We start from the raw sequence: 17,917 nt of genomic DNA on the forward strand, positions 1-17,917 counted from the left end.
CTAGTTGAGTTGCCAGGTCAGACGAGGGTTCCAGGATCGCTAGTTGCCCTTTTCGAGCGCATGAGCCGTGACGTAAGCCCCCAACTGGTCTTTTGAAAGGGCTGCAGCAATCTCGGAGATAGCCGTGTCGTCGGCAACAACAATCGATTGACCGTCCAAAGAGGTCCCCGTGCCAAGAGTGGGCAAGGTAAACATTACGGTGTCATTCGCTCGGAGATCCCTCATACCTAGAGCGAGGCTGCCAATGGCTGCGGCGTCAAAGCTCTTATCAACGCTTACGAAAGGTGAGACGGCGGTAACCATACTATTGACGGTCACAGGGTTCGTTAGGGTTTCACGGGCAATCGTTTTGCTGATGATGGCCTTCATGTAGGCCTGTTGGTTACGCACTCGCTGATAGTCGCCATCGCTAAAGGACATACGCTCGCGGACAAAAGCAAGCGCTTCGTCACCGTTGAGAGTCTGCTTGCCTGCTTCGTAGTAGTGGCCCTTCATTGGACCCTTTGCAGGCGCGAACGGAACCTTAACATCCACTTCCACGCCGCCGAGCGCGTCTGTGAGGCCCTTGAAACCTTCGAAATCAACCATAGCGACGTGGTCGATCCTTTGCTGGAACAGTGACTCAACCGTTTGAACCATCAGGGGAACGCCGCCAAGGGCTAGGGCCGAGTTGATTTTCGACTCTCCCTTACCGGGGATGTTGACCCAAAGATCACGCATCAGAGACACTGCGTAGACGTTTTTACGGTCCGCCGGAATGTGAACGAGCATCAGCGTGTCAGCACGCTGGTCAGTTGCTGTTTGCGTATCCACGTCAATTTCCGCAGACCCTCGGGTGTCGCTGCCCATGACCAGTATGTTCATGGCAGCAGTTCCGTTTATGGGCTCGGTCTTCTGAGGGCGCGTTGATTCCTCAGGGAAAGCAGTCTCGATCTTGGTGGTGCTCGAGTTGAAAGTCTGGGCGAGATTGACAACGTACGCGCCGCCGACAAGGCCAGCTACGAGCACAGCGGCCGCGAAGCCAAGGAGCACGTTCCGGACGGTTTTCTTGCCGTTTTCTTGACGTCGGGGACGGGACTCTGAAGAAGGAGTGTCGGTATCTGTCGGGAGCGTCATGTGTTCCTTGGTGTTGGCATCAGCAGTGATGATTCTATCAAGGTATAAATACGACGGGCAGAGCGAAGGCTCAGATGAGTCTGCTCTCCTGCTCGTCTAGCGAAGCTGGGACCTAAATTCTGTCGATTTGGCGCCCCATCCGTTCGTGACACTAACGGTGAAGTTCCCGGGAGCCTTGACGCTCGTGGCATCGACACCAACTCTTATCATTTCCAACTTGGGGTTCATCCCATTTTGCACGCCATAAGCTGCATTTATCTGAGTGGTCTTCATCGACTTCTCAAGCGCTTGTCCCTTTTGATTGATCCACTTCACCGTGGCCGTGCTTCCTTCAAGATTGAACCCGACTATGTCAACCTGGCCGATTTCCGGACGGAAGTTGGTGTCCGTGATGATGGGAGTTGTGAGTCCCGACTCGATCTGATTCTTCAAAGGAATGCCCGTTCCCTTGCAGGTGAAGTATGAATCCCACATGAAGGAAATGACCTTACGGGCAGTTGCCACCTGTTGCAGTTGACGGTCCAGCCTGGCCTTCGTTGTTTGTCCGCGCAGACTGTCAGCGCAGGAATTCCATGCCGTTGCGGGTGCCATCCCTTCCAAATTGGCCCACAGCACGGCCCCTGTGCCTGAGATGCCGGCGGCGGCGGCGGAAAAGTACTGTCTATTTGGCGCCAGGTACTTTTTGCCCCATGTACCCTTCCCCACGATGCTGGCTGCGAAGGGGTCAACTGCGGAGTTAAGTTCGCTACCGCTGAACGCTCCACCTTTGCCCGTGCCCATGCCGTCTTGGATTGCGATGTTGAGTACAAGGCCACTCGATGTTTGAGCAATTCTGCGAGCCCCGCTGCGCGCCTTGTCGAGACTGATTCCCGCTCCTGTGGCATCCGTTCGGGAGTCTATGTAAGGGCTGACGATTGCCTGACGTGCGGGAAGAAGCCGTTTTACGGCGCGGTTCTGATTGGTGTAGAGGGCGAGGACCGGATCGAATGTAGCGCTGTCCGTTAGTGGCATTTCTGTGTGGTGGTAGAAGCCCGCCAACCCAGGGACATCATTGACAGCCGCCTGGTAGGAAAGGAAGCGCTCAGTGAATAGATCCAACGTTCTCACATAGGAGAGATCTGGAAGGTAGGCAATCTCAGCGCTCTTCACGGGAGCGGGCATGCCAGTGTAAAGATTCATTCCCAGCTTGGTCGCCGCGGTTGCCAAAGAATGAGACGGATCACCCGCGGAGGCGCTGCTGCCTCCGGCCACCACAACGTCATACTTGCCGTTGGTAGAAGTGCAGCCCTGTCCCAGTTGCGGCAGAACCAGCACGGAGTAGGACTGACCGTTGTTTGTCACCTTTTTGTCGTTAGGGCACTTCAGGGCGGAACTGTCCCAGTTGCTCCCGTCCAGGAAGGTGAAATAGCGATCGACGCTGAGAGGGCCAGCGGCGACCCGAGCGCAGTTCTTGCCGTCAATTTGGCAGTCGCGGGGAAGTGACTCCAAAGTCGCGGGCTGAAGCGACGTTCCGAAGGTAATCACAGTTTCGCCGCCGGACTTCTTGATATCGGCCAGTTTCTCTAGATTTGTGGCGTCTCGGGAGCTTGCGGAAATGAAGTAGCCGCTGATTGGGTAAAGCGGCTTGGTTGCTTGTGAGCTTGGGGTAGTTGAGCCCTCTGAGCGGGTTTCGACCGGCTGAGCTTGTGTCGGAAGGTCTTGGATGTAAATGAGTCCTGCAGTTACCAACCCCGCGACGGTTAGTACCAGGAGAAATGCCATCGAACGCTTGGATCCCGGGAGACGGTTATAAAAGGACCATCTGGGAGGCGCTTCACTCTGGGGCAACTTCCGAAATGGCATGTCTTCCTTGGTTTCGGCGTGGGCAGGTACGACTCTAGCAAGGTAGACGAACGCTCAGAACGCTGGAGATAGTCGTGATACATCCGCCCTAAAGGCGAAGTGCCGAAGATCGACTCTGATCCATACGATAAACTAAGGCGGATCGCTCTCCGAAGGTAGACGTCCGAAGATCGCCAGGACTGAGGCGATTGCGTTCGTCAGGGCGAACAGCGTTCTGAAATATATTCAACGGGGGGAAAGATTGGGCACTGGAATCAAACGTGTTCAAGCCGCACTTGTAGTCTTGATGCTGGCCATTCTTGTGTTCTTTGGAGCTCAGCCCGCCTTTGCAACGGAAACGAACCCTGGTCCTTCCCCGGAACAGCCCGGTGAGACTCCAGGTCCCGATCCCAACCCAATCGATCCGCTGCCCGTGGATCCTCTCCCGGGAAACCCGGTAACGCCCTTAGACCCGCCGGTGATTCCTGTGGACCCTGCCCCTGTCCCCGTAGACCCAGCGCCGGTCCCAGGTCCTGTTCAGCCTCCAGTGGAGCAGCCCGTTACCCCGGTTGCACCACCGGAAGTAGCGCCGATAGTGCCAGCGGCCCCTCCAGCGATTCCCTTGCCGCCCACTGAACAAATCCCCGCAGTCCCGGCCGAGCCCAACCTGCTGTTGGAACCCGCTGTTCCTGGAGGGCCAGAGGCGTCTGCAACGGTAGAGCCCACGCCGTCACCAACACCAACCCCGGTGGCCACAAAGACCGCACCCGCTACCGTGGCTAGTGCAGATATTGCCGGGCCCCTAAAAGCAGCTCTGTCACCGGTTTCTGATAGTAACCCGATACTCCAGGGCGTTACTGTCCTCGTCTTGATCCTGCTGGGTGTCGCATACTTTCGGGCCCTGCGTTCCAAGGGCGGCCCCGGCCCCCGCCTCAACGGCAAGTAGGCTGATGGGTAATTCCCTCTCCGGGGACACAGCTGCGGAAAATCCTGTATTGCCAATGCGCCTGATGCTCCTCACTCACTCATACTGGCCAGAGCACAGTCCCCCACAGCGTAGGTGGCTGTCCCTGACCCGTGAATTTCGCCGCGCTGGGTGGGAAGTCGACGTCGTGGCTCCAGTAGCGCATTATCCAAACGGTCGACGTAACCTGCCCCGCCGCGAGGCCGGATTCGCTTTTTCACATCAAAGAGGTCCTCACGGAGAGACAATTAGGCGGGTTCCTTACCTGCGGCATATGGGAACTTCGTCTTTAGCGCGCTTCGTGGACCAACTCTATTCGGCGGTGTTGTCTGTACCCGTGGGTTTGGGCGGCAGGAAGCCGGACGCAATTCTGGCTACTGCCCCCAGCCTCCCAACGCTGGCCACCGGATACGTTTTATCCAAGCTTCGCAGGGTACCCTTCATCGTTGAGATGCGAGATGCCTGGCCAGACCTTGCCCGGGATGCTCGGATTGTTCAGGGCAGCGTAAAGAGCTTGGTGGAACGTGTGGTTGAGTTCGTACAACAGCGCGCCGACCTAGTAGTAACCGTGACCGAAGGCTTCGCGGACACACTGAGGGAGCGCGGCCTGAAAAATGTGGCCACTGTGAGTAACGGGCTCGACCTGAACTCAATCCCTTTTCTTGATCCACCCGACCTGAAACGTGATGTCTTCAGTGCCTTGTATCTGGGCAACCATGGCAAGAGCCAGCGCTTAGACATTCTTATACGGGCGAGTGCGCTCTTGGGGGACGACTTCCATCTGACTCTTGTCGGACATGGCACCAGTCGCCCGCAGCTGGTGAAGTTGGCTCGTGAGCTGAACGCGCCAGTCACTTTTTTCCCTTCCCTGCAGGGCCCGGAAGTCGTCGCCAAATATCGCGAAGCCGATACCTGCATAGTTTCGTTGCGTGACGACTGGAAGTCATTTGAGACCACGGTGCCTTCAAAGACATACGAGGTCCTGGCGATTGGAAGGCACGTCACCGCCATTGTGCGGGGCGAAGCTGAACGCATCATCCGGGATGCGGGAGGCGGGGACGTTGTGCCAGCAAACCCCGAGGCCGTCGCTCAGCTATGGCGGGAGCTGGCAGCTGACCGCGGCAGGCTTGCGTCTGGGGAGAGCGCACGTGCCTGGGTGCGAGACAATGCCGACTACGCGCAGTTAGCAGTTAAATATATGCAGACAATTTCAGCCCTCGTGCACCCGGAACACGCGGCCAACTGGGAGCACACTTCGTGATTCAATTTCTCCGCAATGTTCGCCTCACTGCTGGAACAGTGTCTGAACATCTAACCGAAGCTCCGTTTGTCCTGGTACTTCAGGTCCTGCGGAAATTGCCAGCCGAAATCGTCCGTCCCCTTGCTCGTCTTGTCTCGTCCCTTGCGCCAACGTCCGGGCGGGCAGTTTTCCTGTTGGCCGCCTTGGCATCGGGACAGGAATCCGTCCTTGTTCGTCGCTTTGAAAGGGTGCTAGCGGCCGGAATCGAGGGAGAACCCGCACGGAAGGCTGCTGAAGTTGCCGTGGCTGCTGGGAAGCCCCAGTGGGCGGACCTTCTTCTGCAACTTGCAGGGAACTCTTCCCGGGTATCGGCCACCATAGCAAGGCGCAAGTGGTACGACGGCGATATGAGCGGCGCTATCGCTGTTCTGCAGGGAATGCCAGGCCTGGACAAGCAGCGGGTGCGCCTGGAATCCGAACTCACAGTCTTCACAGGCTGGCAGCCAGCAGTGAAATCAACGCCCGTAGTACCGGAACCGCGCCGCGTACTTCACCTGCTGACAAACTCTGTACCGCACACAGGCAGCGGTTATGCGCGGCGTAGTCACTCCATCTTGTCTGCGCAGTGGGATGCCGGCTGGGAGCCTTTGGCCGTGACCCGTCTGGGATATCCGGTTCAGGTTGGGACGCTGAACGCCAAAAAGCAGGATGTCGTTGACGGGGTCCGATACGAGCGGATGCTGCCGGGCCGTATGCCGGCTACTATGCACGGGCGCTTGCAGCAGCAAACGTCCGAATTGCTCACCATAGCTCAGACATACAAGCCCGAAATCATCCACACCACCACGCATTTCGTGAATGGTCTCGTAGCGCGTGAAGTGGCCAATGCCCTGGGTGTTCCGTGGGTCTACGAAGTCCGTGGGCAGTTGGCAGACACCTGGGCATCAAGCCGTGATGAAGCGGCAGGCAGCAGCGAACGTTACAAGCTATTCACAGCACGAGAAGCAGATGTCATGCGCTCGGCTGACCTTGTGGTCACTCTTGGAGAGTCCATGAAACGGAATATAACAGCGATGGGCGTGCCTGACCACAAGATCCTGATCAGTCCGAATGCCGTCGGCGGTGACTATCTCAAGGCTCCACTGCAGCATCGTGAGGCGCGTCAGGCTTTGGGCCTTGATTCAGATGAACTCTATATAGGTACAGTAAGCAGCCTTGTTGGCTACGAGGGCCTTGACGACCTCGTCACAGCATTTGCGCTGCTGGCGCCGAGGCTGCCAAAGTTGAAGCTGATCGTGGTCGGGGACGGTTCGGCCGCTCCCGCCCTACGTGAGCAAGTCCGGCGCTTAGGACTTTCAAATCGGGTGATCCTCACAGGGCGGGTCCGTCCTGAACAGGCCCGCCTTTATCACCTGGCATTGAATGTTTTCGTTGTGCCCCGCAAGGACTCAGCAGTAACCCGAGCGGTTACCCCGCTGAAGCCTGTGGAGGCCTTGGCCTCTGCACGACCTGTTGTGGCCAGCGACTTGGACGCCTTGCGTGAGATAGTGCACGACGGGGTCAACGGCAGAGTGACCAATGCCGAGGACCCGGGGCGTCTAGCTGACGTACTGCACGAGCTGCTGGAGGATGAAGGTTTGCGTCGGCGTCTTGGCGTTGCTGGCAGGGAATTTGTACTTACCACAAGGACGTGGCAGGCCAACGCTCGTGCGTACGGGAAGGCTTATGAAACTTTGGCGTCTAACTATACGAGGAGGGTGAGTTAATGTCGGCCAAAAAGGCAAAGCTGCCGCCACCGGCTGCCATACAACCTCTGTCGGTTGATATGCGAAAGCTCTCGAGGGTCGGGTCGCGGCCAGGCTTCCTGGACTACTTGGTCCAGTTGTGGGAATACCGGCAGTTCATCTTCTACGACGCACGCGCCAGAGTTCAGACCGGGACGCGCAAGGATAGACTTGGCAGCGCATGGCTCTTGCTTAACCCCGTCTTCAACGGGCTCACCTATTACTTGATCTTTGGTCTGCTTCTAAACACCAGCGGTGGTATCGACAACTTCATTGGTTACCTCATTGTTGGTATTTTCATGTTCCAGTTCAGCGCAGGCGCTATCACCGAAGGCGCCCGGTCCATTCGCAATGGAAAATCGGTGGTTCAGGCATTCAACTTCCCTCGTGCAGCGTTGCCTATAGGCGCCAATATTAGGGAGATATTGTCTTCCGTGCCTCTTATGTTGGGTATGTTGCTGTTGATCGTTTTGATACCACCCGCTGAAAAGATCACATGGCTATGGTTACTGATCATTCCGGCAGTAGTTCTGCAAGGGATCTTCAACCTCGGTATTGGAATGATACTTGCCCGGATTATCTCCATGGTCCATGACGTTACGCATTTGCTCCCGTTTGCCATTCGCGCCTGGATGTATGCTTCGGCGGTCTTTTATTCCTATGAGCGCTTTATTCACGAACCTGCATTGCTCGCTATTCTGCAATACAATCCCCTGTTTAATGTCATCGACATAGTCCGCAGCTGCGTCCTGTACGATACGGTTCCTTCATGGGAGTCCTGGGCCAGTCTCGCAGTGGTTGCGTTATCGGCATTGGTGGTTGGATTTGTCTTCTTCTGGCGAGGGGAAGAGAGCTATGGCAGAGATTGATCAAACCGTGTTCCTTGATGGTCCACCGTGTGTAGTAGTCGATAAGGTCCGGATGACCTATAAGGTGCCGTCCTCAGATGGCAGAACCACTGCCAGCAGGAAGGGGATCAAAGGGGCCCTCAAGAAGGTTCTTCGTCAATCAAATCTCGTAACCGTCAGCGCGCTTAAGGAGATCTCTCTGGTCGTTGAACGGGGAGAATCTGTGGGGATCATCGGCCGGAATGGATCCGGCAAGAGCACCATGATGAAGTTGATAAGTGGCCAGGTCGCACCGACTCACGGTGCGGTCTTCGCGTCGAGCACCCCGGTTCTTCTCGGGGTTCACGCTGCGCTGGTGCCTGAATTGTCAGGTGACCAGAACGTGGTCTTGGGGTGTCTGGCAATGGGAATGGACATGGAGCAAATCGACGAACGATTTGACAGCATTGTTGAGGTTTCAGGCCTGGATTCAGCAATCTACTTGCCCATGAAGGGCTATTCATCGGGCATGGCCTCACGACTTCGCTTCGCTATCGCGGCTGCAGTTAACCCTGAGATCCTCCTTGTGGACGAGGCGCTAAACACCGGTGACGCTCAGTTTGCCAGTCGAAGCAAGGCTCGTATGGATGAATTGAGGGCAAAAGCTGGATGCGTTTTCATCGTGAGCCACAGCTTGGACACGATACGCACCATGTGCAGCCGCGTGATTTGGTTGGACAAAGGCGAGTTGATCATGGACGGAGATCCTGAGGAGACTACTCAGCTGTACCAAGATTTTTCTTCGCATCTTTCGAAGGGCAACAATATCAGCGCCGGAAAGATAAAGGACCAAGCCCGAGCAAATCTTGTGGCGACTCAAATACTGGAGCGAGCAACCGGTCGACGGACGGAAGGGCGCTGACATGACATTTTTCGCAGACGCTCGCAAAGCTGCTTGGCATTATCGTGAGGGTGGCATGACGCAGTTGAGGAACTGGTTCGACCGTCGCAGGGTGGAAAGAAGGGTCACCTCGCTTCAGAGAACTGGCAACGTGCTCTCGGGTACGTCTACGGGATCCGACCTGCCACCGAGCTTCGGACCACACCGGGTTCCGGACCGTGAAGCACGCCGAACAGATCTGAACGTTGGCGTCATACTCGATGATTTCTCGGCAGCAGCGTTTGCTTTCGAATGGAACCTTCTCCATCTCCGCAAAAATGAGTGGAGACGTCAAGTCGAGGATAACGACATAGACTTCTTGTTCGTAGAGTCCGCTTGGAGTGGCAATCAAGGTTCTTGGAAGTACCAACTAGTGGGCGCTTCCGGGCCAAAGCAAGAGTTCCTGGATCTCCTAGAGTGGTGCCGAACTCATTCCATCCCGACTGTCTTTTGGAATAAGGAAGATCCACCGCACTACGACGACTTCCTTCCAGCTGCACGCCAGTTCGACGTCGTCTTTACGAGTGATTCGGACAGGATTCCGCATTATCGTGAAGATCTGGGCCATGAGCGTGTCGCTGCGCTCCCGTTTGCGGCGCAGCCCGCGATCCATAACCCAATTCGGATTGGTCAGGCACGACACTCCCGCGGCGTGGCCTTTGCGGGCATGTACTTTGCGCATAAGTATCCGGAGCGCCGCCAGCAGATGGACTTACTACTGTCAGCTGCTCGAGATGCATCGGCGAAGTCTGGCCCTAAACTGGAAATTTTTTCGCGGCAGCTGGGAGGTGACTCCAACTATCAATTCCCGGTGCCGTTCAACGAGAACGTCGTCGGCAGTTTGGACTATGCCCAGATGTTGACGGCCTATCGGGCCTACAAAGTATTCCTTAACGTAAATTCCGTCGTGGACTCGCCCAGTATGTGTGCACGGAGAATTTTTGAGATCACTGCGTCAGGTACGCCGGTTGTGTCCACCATTAGTGCGGCCATTGGACACTTCTTCAGACCGGATGAAGTGTTTGTGGCAGAGTCCCGAGACCAAGCAGAGCATCAAATACGAATGTTGGCTCGAAGCCCGGAACTGAATGATCGTGTGGTCCACAGAGGACAGCGCCGCATTTGGTCCGAGAATACATACGCACATAGGGCCGAGACCATTGTGTCTTCAGTCTTGCCCGACAGGGTAAGGAACGTGCAGCTTCCATCCGTGAGCGCTCTGGTGCCCACCATCCGGCCGCACCAGCTGGACAATATTTTTGCTTCTGTAGGCAGTCAGCACGGAGTGGACGTCGAACTCGTCTTGTTGACTCACGGCTTTGAAATATCGGAGGGTCAAGCCCGGACGTTAGCGGAGAAGCACGGCGTTCAGCGGTTCCAGATGCTGACCCAACCGAGGGGTGTTTCCCTGGGTGAGTGCCTGAACCACTGTGTAGAGGCTGCTTCTGGCTCCGTTCTGACCAAGATGGACGATGACGACTACTACGGTCCGAATTACTTGGCAGACCTATTGCATGCCCTTGACTATTCCAAAGCGGATGTCGTGGGAAAGCACGCACATCACATGTACTTTGCAACAAGCAGAGCCACGGTGCTTCGCATGCCGCACAAGGAACACCAGTACGGCCGCTTTGTGATGGGACCGACCATCACAGCCCGTCGGGAGGTCTTCGAGAATCACCCTTTTCAAGCGCTCAACAAGGGTGAGGACACCGCGTTCCTAAAGGCCGTAGTTAGTTCAGGTGGCTCCATCTACGCGGCTGATCGATTTAACTTCTGTCAGATGCGTCAGTCCGATGGCCACACGTGGGATGCCTCAGACGAAGAACTGGCGGCATCAGGCGAAATCAAGTTCTTTGGAGATCCCAAAGAACACATCACCGTTTAAAGGGGACAAAATGACAAGCATAAACACTGTTGCAGTGATTGGGTTGGGTTATATCGGGCTGCCGACTGCAGCCATCTTGGCCACCAACGGCATGCAGGTAATTGGCGTGGACGTCAACCAAAACACTGTGGATGCTGTAAATCGCGGGGAAGTTCCCTTTGTGGAGCCGGACCTCGGCGTGCACGTGGCAGGGGCGGTGAGCCAAGGGAAGCTGGAGGCTTCAATGGAGACGCCTGCGGCTCAGGCATATATCGTGGCCGTTCCAACGCCCTTCCGAGAGGATCGTTCTGCGGACCTGAGCTACATTGAGGCCGCTGCGCGCGGCATCGCCCCACGACTGACCGGAGGTGAACTCGTAATTCTTGAGTCGACTTCGCCTCCTCGTGCCACGCGTCACCTCGCTGATTACATTCTGCAACTCCGTCCCGACCTTTCCTTGGACGGAGCCGGAGGAGCTCCAGTCATCCACTTCGCGCACTGCCCTGAGCGCGTCCTCCCCGGCCGGGTCATGATTGAACTGGTAACCAACGACAGAATCGTCGGAGGCGTAACTTCTGAGGCAGCCCAACTGGCTAAGGAACTGTACGCAGTATTCTGCCAGGGTGAAATCTTGGTGACGGATGACGTCACAGCCGAGATGGCCAAACTCGTGGAAAATTCGTACCGTGACGTGAACATTGCTTTCGCCAACGAACTATCAGTGATCAGCGACAAGTTGGGCATTGATGTGTGGGAACTGATTCGGCTGGCCAACCATCATCCTCGTGTCAATATCCTTCAGCCTGGGCCGGGAGTTGGCGGGCATTGCATTGCCGTTGACCCGTGGTTCATTGTCGCAGCGGCACCGGACGAATCGCGTCTTATCCATACCGCACGAAAAGTGAATGATGCGAAGCCGGAATGGGTTGTTCGCCAGGTCCAGCAAGCAGTAGAGGCGGTAGACAAGGGGGCAGTCATCGCGATTCTTGGTTTGGCATTCAAGGCAAACATCGACGACCTTCGCGAGTCTCCTGCCATCGGGATTGCGGTTTCTCTGGCGGAGCAGTTGCCTGGCGCCAGGCTTGTGGTGGCTGAACCGCATGTCACTACGCTGCCGAAGTCCCTCGACAATCGTCCTAACGTGCTGCTAGCGAACACCGAAGAAGCCATTGAAGAAGCCGACATTGTCGTTGTCTTGGTAGACCACGACGAGTTCAAGGCGGTAGCTCCGGAAGCCCTTGTTGATAAAGCGATCATCGACACGCGAGGAATCTGGCGTGATTCAGTCACGCAAAGTCAGAAGCCCGCACTTCTGGGCTGACTTCCAAGAACAGCTGTTGTGAGAGGAGAGCCTCCCGTACTGGGAGTGGCTCGATTGGGCTGTCGGTGAACACCGATCAATTGTTATGAACGGAACCAAATGGAACTGACCAGGGTAGGTATGTCCTTGGAGGACTACGCTGCGAGCTACACTGGCCCGTTGTCCGATATTTGGTCGATCAGACCGGATGGCGACGGATACGAAGTGACCTTTCCAAACGGGGCCAAAGCTGCAGTAGTTGCAACTGACCTGGACTGGGGCTTCGAGTTTCCCACCGACCTTGTAACGTCGAGGCTATGGCTCCAGAGCCTCACTTACGCGCCCTACCTGTACTGGGATCATGGCGACTGGGATACCACCGCCGCCATCTTTGGCAGCTACGCGTCGTACTTCACTCAAGAACAGTCGAGGCCTGACTATTCGCCAATGAACAGCCTCGACCACGCTCATGCCGCTCAGTTGCTTGCTGTGTCCGGCCTTTACGCTTCTCTTGTTGCCCGAGGCGAACTTTACCCGGAAAGGCAGGAAGTGCTTCTCCGGTTCGTGGAAGTCATCGGCCGTTCGGCAGTGTCGGCAGGCATGGTGAAGTTCAACAATCACGGCATGATGTTAACTCGTGCCTTAGCTCATGTTGCGTTTGTGTTCCATGGCGCCAGCGATACTGCCGCTGAGTGTGAGCGCTTTGGAGTCGAAGAGTTCGACAGAATAATCCAAGCGGCATTCGACGACAACGGCATCGTCAACGAGAACACTCCGGCTTATCAGATCCTCTATATGCGCGTCATAGACACGATGATCACTTTCCTGCGCAAGACAGGGTTGCAGCCAGAGTATGTCCAGATCTGGGAGTCGCTCATTTCGAGGGCCAAAGACTCGCTTGCCCTGCAACTCTTCTCTGATGGACGAGTGCCGCCCATAGGGGACGACGCGGGAGGTGTGTCTCCCTATCCATCCGCTCTTGGAGAGTTGTACTCGCCGGCCAACGGATTGTTTGTTCGAAAAACCGAATCATCCTACCTTTCGATCATTTCAGGATATCGAGGTGTTGTTCACAAGCACCTGGATGATACCTCTTTTCGTCTACAACACAACGGCGCTGATCTAGTTATCGACGCTGGTCTACTTACCTACGATGCGGCGGACAAGATCGGTGTGGCCATAGTGTCCCAGCGGGGGCATTCTGGTTTGTTCTTCCCGCGCTTTGACCATCTGAGGCCCATCGATGCGTTCCTGATAAAGCCGCCCCGCCAATACAGTTGGATAGATAGGCGGGTGGATCTCTCAGGACACGAAGAGATCGCCTGTGGTTATGTTGTCGATGGCCAGTATCAGGCCCAGCGCCTTTATACCTTCCTGAACGATTGCACAATCTTCATAACTGATTCCTTCTCGGCTCCCGATGGAGAACAAGCTATTCAAAGGTTCTTATTTCCCCGAAATGCGGCGATAGTCCAAAGGAATGATGCCCTGGAGATCTTGGTGGATGACGCTAAGCTCGTTCTGTGGACGGAGTCGACCAGCACAATCCGCTTCTATTCGGGATCTAGCGGTGATATGCCCAAAGCTTGGCGGGCGGTCAAGTTCTACGAGTCGGAACCCTGCTGGTCGGTGGAGATCTCGGTTCCTGCTGGCCGTTCCTCGATTAGGACCGCGGTTGCCTTCGGAGCTGCAGACGACGACATCGCTTTGCCCGTAGAAGCGCGTTCTTATTGGTCCTAGGCAGTGGCGAGTTGGCCGAGTTGGTGCCGACAGATGCATGACTTAGACTAAGCCGTAAATTGAGCTCCACCCGCAGCAAGGGCCAGCTCCATAGCGAGGGCACTATGAGAAACACCGAAGACACCATGGCCAGATCTTGCACCTCCGTCGAATTACATGGCAAGCGGGTGTGGATAAGCGGTCTTGAGGGCGATTACATTGCATCGACAATAGCTAATTCGAAGAATTTCTATGAATGGCAACTCCTTGGGGCTCTCGGTGAATACCTTCAGCCTGGTGATTACGTCATTGATGTTGGGGCAAATATCGGGAACCACACCCTATACTTTGCTGCGATATGTGAAGCAGCGGTCCTCTCCTTTGAACCTCTCGCTGTGGCCGCTGACGTCCTACAGTTGAATGTAGAGCAGAACTTCCTCGACGATCGTGTTGAGATTAGAAGGAAAGCACTAGGTCAATTCAGTGCTCGCGCAAAACTCTCACGCTTCAATCCGGAGAATGTGGGTGCAAGCGCTTTTGCCCTGTCGCCAGAAGGTGACTACAGGGTTAGCGCGCTCGACCTTGAGAACATTGAGCGAAGAGTATCAATGATCAAGGTTGATGCGGAGGGTATGGATGTTTCTGTGCTGCGGGGCGCGGCCGAGCTCATCGCTAGGGATCGTCCTATTCTTGTTTGTGAAGCGGCCACATCTTCTGAACAAACCTCTCTAGAACAATTTGCTTCTGAGGTTGGGTATTCGTTCGTGGCACAGTTCAACGCGACCCCTACCTACATCATGGCTCCAGCCCGGAACCCTCGGGAACGTGCCGCGATGGAGCGTCGAAACGCCGTCCTTCGAACTCGCACCAACTTGGCAACAAGAGACTTGTATTATCGCATCGCGTTGGTCAACAACGATCTGAAGGCGCAACGTACAGAAAACGATAGGCACGTCGCCGAATTGACTGAGCGTGTAGAGCAACTTGAGGCACTTGTAGGAAAGCTCACGGAGCGGTTAGGCGAATGAAGATGTATCTGATCCCGGATGAGCGTTGTCACTGTAACGGGGCAGGGGCTTCTGATGACTGATTTGGCACCTTCGGACTATCAGCGGTGGGAGTCGAGAGTCGTTCACTGGGACGACATTAGTGAATTCTTGGCGGCAAGTGACCTAGTCGACGGGCTGCACGTCATTGCTGATACCTCCGATCTTCCGATAGAAGTACTGATCCAAGGAGTCCAAGCAGAATCGGACGATACTGCTCTCCCAGTGTTCTTCACAGGCGCCGTCGACAAACGCTCTGAAAAGAAGGGGCCGTTCTTTTCTGGACGTTCACTAGCAGACATAGCTGGTTGTGGGTTTGTGGCCGTTTCCGACCCGTCCCTAAATATCGATAGGTCCTTGGGCCTCGCCTGGTATGCAGGCAGCAAGGCTCAGGACGTACAAACGAAGATAACTAGCCTCTTGGTTAAGATCGCTGACTGCTACAGCAGGGAACTCCTCCTAATAGGCGGATCTGGGGGCGGGTTTGCCGCGCTCTACTTTGGGTACCAGCTGGGAGAGAAGTGTTCGGTGCTGGCGTGGAACCCTCAGACGGACATCTTCAAGTACAGCCCTTCAGCATCCAAGGCCTATTTCGAATTGGCATTCGGGCCTCAGATAGTTTCGGCTCTTCAGGCGCCTCGGTGGGAGGAACCCACCAAGGCATTCTTGACTGATTTCCAAATCACCTATGACTTGATGGGTTTGGCTAAGTCCGGAGCTCCGCCGCGGCGAATGCTGATCCTCCAAAACGCGTCTGATTGGCACGTTGGTCATCACTTTGCGCCATTCATTACACTGTCAGGATTCAGGCACAGGGGTCGCGGCGTACATGAAAAGGATGCACTAAAGTTAGCCGTACTGCGCGATTTCGGTGTGGATCACGCTCCACTTCCTAGTGCGGCTGTCTTGGCTGCCATGGGGTCATTCAAGTCTCTTGAAAATGATGCCTATGCCGTCCTTCGCATGGTCGATGCGGCCCTTCCTGTCAGTGCCAGGCCTCTCGCGACGTTGCCACGAGACTTGGAACCCATAGCTCCGCGGATCACGGAAGAATTGAAGCTTGAGGTGTCTGAATCCGATAAGATTTGGACGGCACGAGTGGACCTCGGCCTGATGCCTGAAGGATACGGAGGAACTACGTATTCGTTCTTCCACCGCACAGGAGGCTCTACCCATCTTAACCCGGCACAATCACGACCGAGTTTTGAGTTCGAAGGAGCTGAGGACGCCTGGGATGAGGTCGGAGTTGTCGTGAAGGACGGCTTCTTGAAAGAGATACTGGTTCTCCGCACTCCAGTTTCGGCGAGTAAATCTATTGCGGTCTAGGACCCCTCTGGGTGGCTTCAAGCAAGGCGTTGCGTAGCCGGTCGAGGAGTTTCTCCTTTCAGTGGAAACCCGCTGACAATTGACGTCGCGGACTCCGTTGCTCCGTGGGTACTCTCGCTGGCACGAGAGTCATAAGGCCGGAGCCGGCACTATAGTGGAACCGCCAGTAAGCGGGACTCATGACCGGCCAATATGCCCTGCATTTGTGGCCACCGGAATGTGGGGGAGCAGCCTCAGCGCCTTTCTTCGCTTGAGCAGGGGTAGACAGAGACACCCCTACTCGTCAGCTGGTTGACGGGAGAGCTCCCCGAGGGCCACCTTCCCCCGGCGCATCTCCGATGCTGTCGAGCGGCCGAACCAGCAAAACGATGTGCCAGTTACAAGAGCACCTAGGAACTAAACCGGCTCTCCGTGGTTCGTGGTGAAACGGATTCCGTGTCTTGAAAGCTGAAGGGCTCGTAGCCCTGCTGTGATGGATGTTCTCTACGCATTCATCAAGAGTCAGGAGCTACGAGCCTTGATCGAGCCTACTTCCCCGCGCCCCGATGCTGCCACCGCCATTTTCAACCTGCCCGACTACCGTGTCACAGACACTGAGATCCTCACTTTCGGGCAGCGACGGGTCAGCGTCGAAGCTACTGCCGAGGCTGGCTGCCCCGCCTGTGGCGTGATCAGCACCCGCGTGCATTCCCGCCGGCCACAACGTCTGCGCGACATCCCTGTCGCCGGTCCGGTCGAAGTGATCTGGGCCAAGCGGAGATTCTTCTGCGATGAGTACCTGTGCCCGCGGCGGACATTCGCCGAGGAAACTGCCCAGGTCCCGCGCCGCGCCCGGTCCACCCGCCGGCTCCGCGACGCTCTCGTGGCCGCCGTGATCGGATCCGGAAGGGCCGCCGCGGAAGCAGCCTCTTCATTCGGTGTCTCCTGGTGGCTGGTCCAGCGGGCGCTGGACTCCGCGGCCCTGACCCTGCCGGACGTTGACGCCCTGGCACCGCGGATGCTCGGCATCGACGAACACCGCTACCGGTCCGTGCGGTTCTTCCGCGACCCAGCCACCAAGGCCTGGAAACGCTACGAACCCTGGATGACCACCATCGTCGATCTGGACACCGGACAGGTCCTCGGGATCGTTGACGGCTCTTCACGGTTCGTGGTGAATGTTCTGCCGTGGTGAATGTTCATGCCGCTGTTCTGGCGGCACTGCGCAACAGGATACGCGTTTTGTAGTTGCGTGCGTTGGTGAATCCCCGGCCCGTCCGTTTGATGTGCTTGATCGCGGTGTTGTTGGCTTCCACTTTCGCCGTTGTCGCACCGGTGACAATGAGGACTTCGATCTCTTTCCACCACCGGCAGATCGTGCGCCAGAGCCGGTTGCTTTCCGGCTGGGCAGCTTGTTCTACCAGACCTTGCAGTCGGTCTTTCGCGGCGGCTGCGTCGGCGAGGGATCCGGTGGCGAGTAGCGTCCGGAGCTGCTCTTTGACCAGCCAGGCTGCCTGCAATTTTCCGGTGGCATCGTCGGTGGCGAACACGGTGCTGAGCCTGTCCCGTCCACGGTCAGAGAGTGAGTCCCCGGCCCGCAGGAGCAGGCGCCGGTTGGCCCAGACCGGGTCGATGGAGCGTCCCCGCCGGCCATGCACCTGTTGGGTGAGCCGTTGCCGGACTTCGGTGAGCATGTCGTTGCCGAGCTTGACCAGGTGGAACGCGTCGACCGAGACCGCGGTGCGTGGCAGCCACATTCTCAGGGCCTTTCGGAACGCCGCTGATGGGTCGATCGCGACGACCTGAACGCCCAGGCGCCACTGGAGCGGCCGGGCGAACAGCCAGTCTCCGACGCCTTCGCTGTCGCGGCCGTCAACGAGGCTCTCCGTGGTTCGTGGTGAAACGGATTCCGTGTCTTGAAAGCTGAAGGGCTCGTAGCCCTGCTGTGATGGATGTTCTCTACGCATTCATCAAGAGTCAGGAGCTAC

At 56.5% G+C, this 17,917-nt stretch carries 11 protein-coding genes and 2 pseudogenes; 10 read left to right on the forward strand and 3 right to left on the reverse strand.

The features are described from left to right. Positions 1-39: 39 nt before the first annotated feature. Entirely contained in the window at positions 40-1,032 is a 993-nt protein-coding gene (locus AC0J5Z_RS07515) for an LCP family protein (protein WP_475038518.1), read from the reverse strand. 180 nt (positions 1,033-1,212) lie between these two features. Next, a complete protein-coding gene (locus AC0J5Z_RS07520) occupies positions 1,213-2,877 on the reverse strand; it encodes a hypothetical protein (RefSeq protein WP_475038519.1) in 1,665 nt (554 codons plus the stop codon). Positions 2,878-3,947: 1,070 nt separating this feature from the next. Between AC0J5Z_RS07520 and AC0J5Z_RS07525 the strand changes: the two genes are divergently transcribed. The 10 genes and pseudogenes from AC0J5Z_RS07525 to AC0J5Z_RS07570 form a co-directional block, all read left to right on the forward strand. After that, complete coding sequence (locus tag AC0J5Z_RS07525) at positions 3,948-5,162, forward strand: glycosyltransferase family 4 protein (protein WP_475039613.1); 1,215 nt, start codon at positions 3,948-3,950, stop codon at positions 5,160-5,162. 38 nt (positions 5,163-5,200) lie between these two features. Then, on the forward strand, positions 5,201-6,907 hold the full coding sequence (locus tag AC0J5Z_RS07530) for a glycosyltransferase family 4 protein (protein WP_475038520.1): 1,707 nt from the start codon (positions 5,201-5,203) through the stop codon (positions 6,905-6,907). After that, positions 6,907-7,794 (forward strand): ABC transporter permease, encoded by an 888-nt coding sequence (locus AC0J5Z_RS07535; RefSeq protein WP_475038521.1) that lies wholly within the window; start codon positions 6,907-6,909, stop codon positions 7,792-7,794. Before AC0J5Z_RS07530 ends, AC0J5Z_RS07535 begins: the two co-directional genes overlap by 1 nt. Then, positions 7,781-8,674, forward strand: a complete 894-nt coding sequence (locus tag AC0J5Z_RS07540) for an ABC transporter ATP-binding protein (protein WP_475038522.1) — start codon at positions 7,781-7,783, stop codon at positions 8,672-8,674. The genes AC0J5Z_RS07535 and AC0J5Z_RS07540 overlap by 14 nt, the downstream gene beginning before the upstream one ends. A gap of 1 nt (position 8,675) precedes the next feature. After that, complete coding sequence (locus AC0J5Z_RS07545; RefSeq protein ID WP_475038523.1) at positions 8,676-10,580, forward strand: glycosyltransferase family protein; 1,905 nt, start codon at positions 8,676-8,678, stop codon at positions 10,578-10,580. A 10-nt stretch (positions 10,581-10,590) separates the two neighbouring features. Next, positions 10,591-11,880 (forward strand): UDP-N-acetyl-D-mannosamine dehydrogenase, encoded by a 1,290-nt coding sequence (wecC, locus tag AC0J5Z_RS07550; protein ID WP_475038524.1) that lies wholly within the window; start codon positions 10,591-10,593, stop codon positions 11,878-11,880. Between the two features lie 159 nt (positions 11,881-12,039). Beyond that, positions 12,040-13,599, forward strand: a complete 1,560-nt coding sequence (locus tag AC0J5Z_RS07555) for a heparinase II/III domain-containing protein (RefSeq protein ID WP_475038525.1) — start codon at positions 12,040-12,042, stop codon at positions 13,597-13,599. Between the two features lie 104 nt (positions 13,600-13,703). After that, complete coding sequence (locus AC0J5Z_RS07560; protein ID WP_475038526.1) at positions 13,704-14,606, forward strand: FkbM family methyltransferase; 903 nt, start codon at positions 13,704-13,706, stop codon at positions 14,604-14,606. Positions 14,607-14,660: 54 nt separating this feature from the next. Further along, positions 14,661-15,950: a hypothetical protein gene (locus AC0J5Z_RS07565; RefSeq protein WP_475038527.1), complete on the forward strand. Its 1,290-nt coding sequence runs from the start codon at positions 14,661-14,663 to the stop codon at positions 15,948-15,950. 517 nt (positions 15,951-16,467) lie between these two features. Beyond that, a pseudogene (locus AC0J5Z_RS07570) lies at positions 16,468-17,088 on the forward strand (transposase family protein); the annotation flags it as partial. Positions 17,089-17,128: 40 nt separating this feature from the next. Here AC0J5Z_RS07570 and AC0J5Z_RS07575 read toward each other — a convergent pair. Then, positions 17,129-17,809, reverse strand: a pseudogene (locus AC0J5Z_RS07575) (ISL3 family transposase); the annotation flags it as partial. Positions 17,810-17,917: the final 108 nt, after the last annotated feature.

This window comes from Paenarthrobacter sp. TRD_SC_7 (assembly GCF_056156245.1).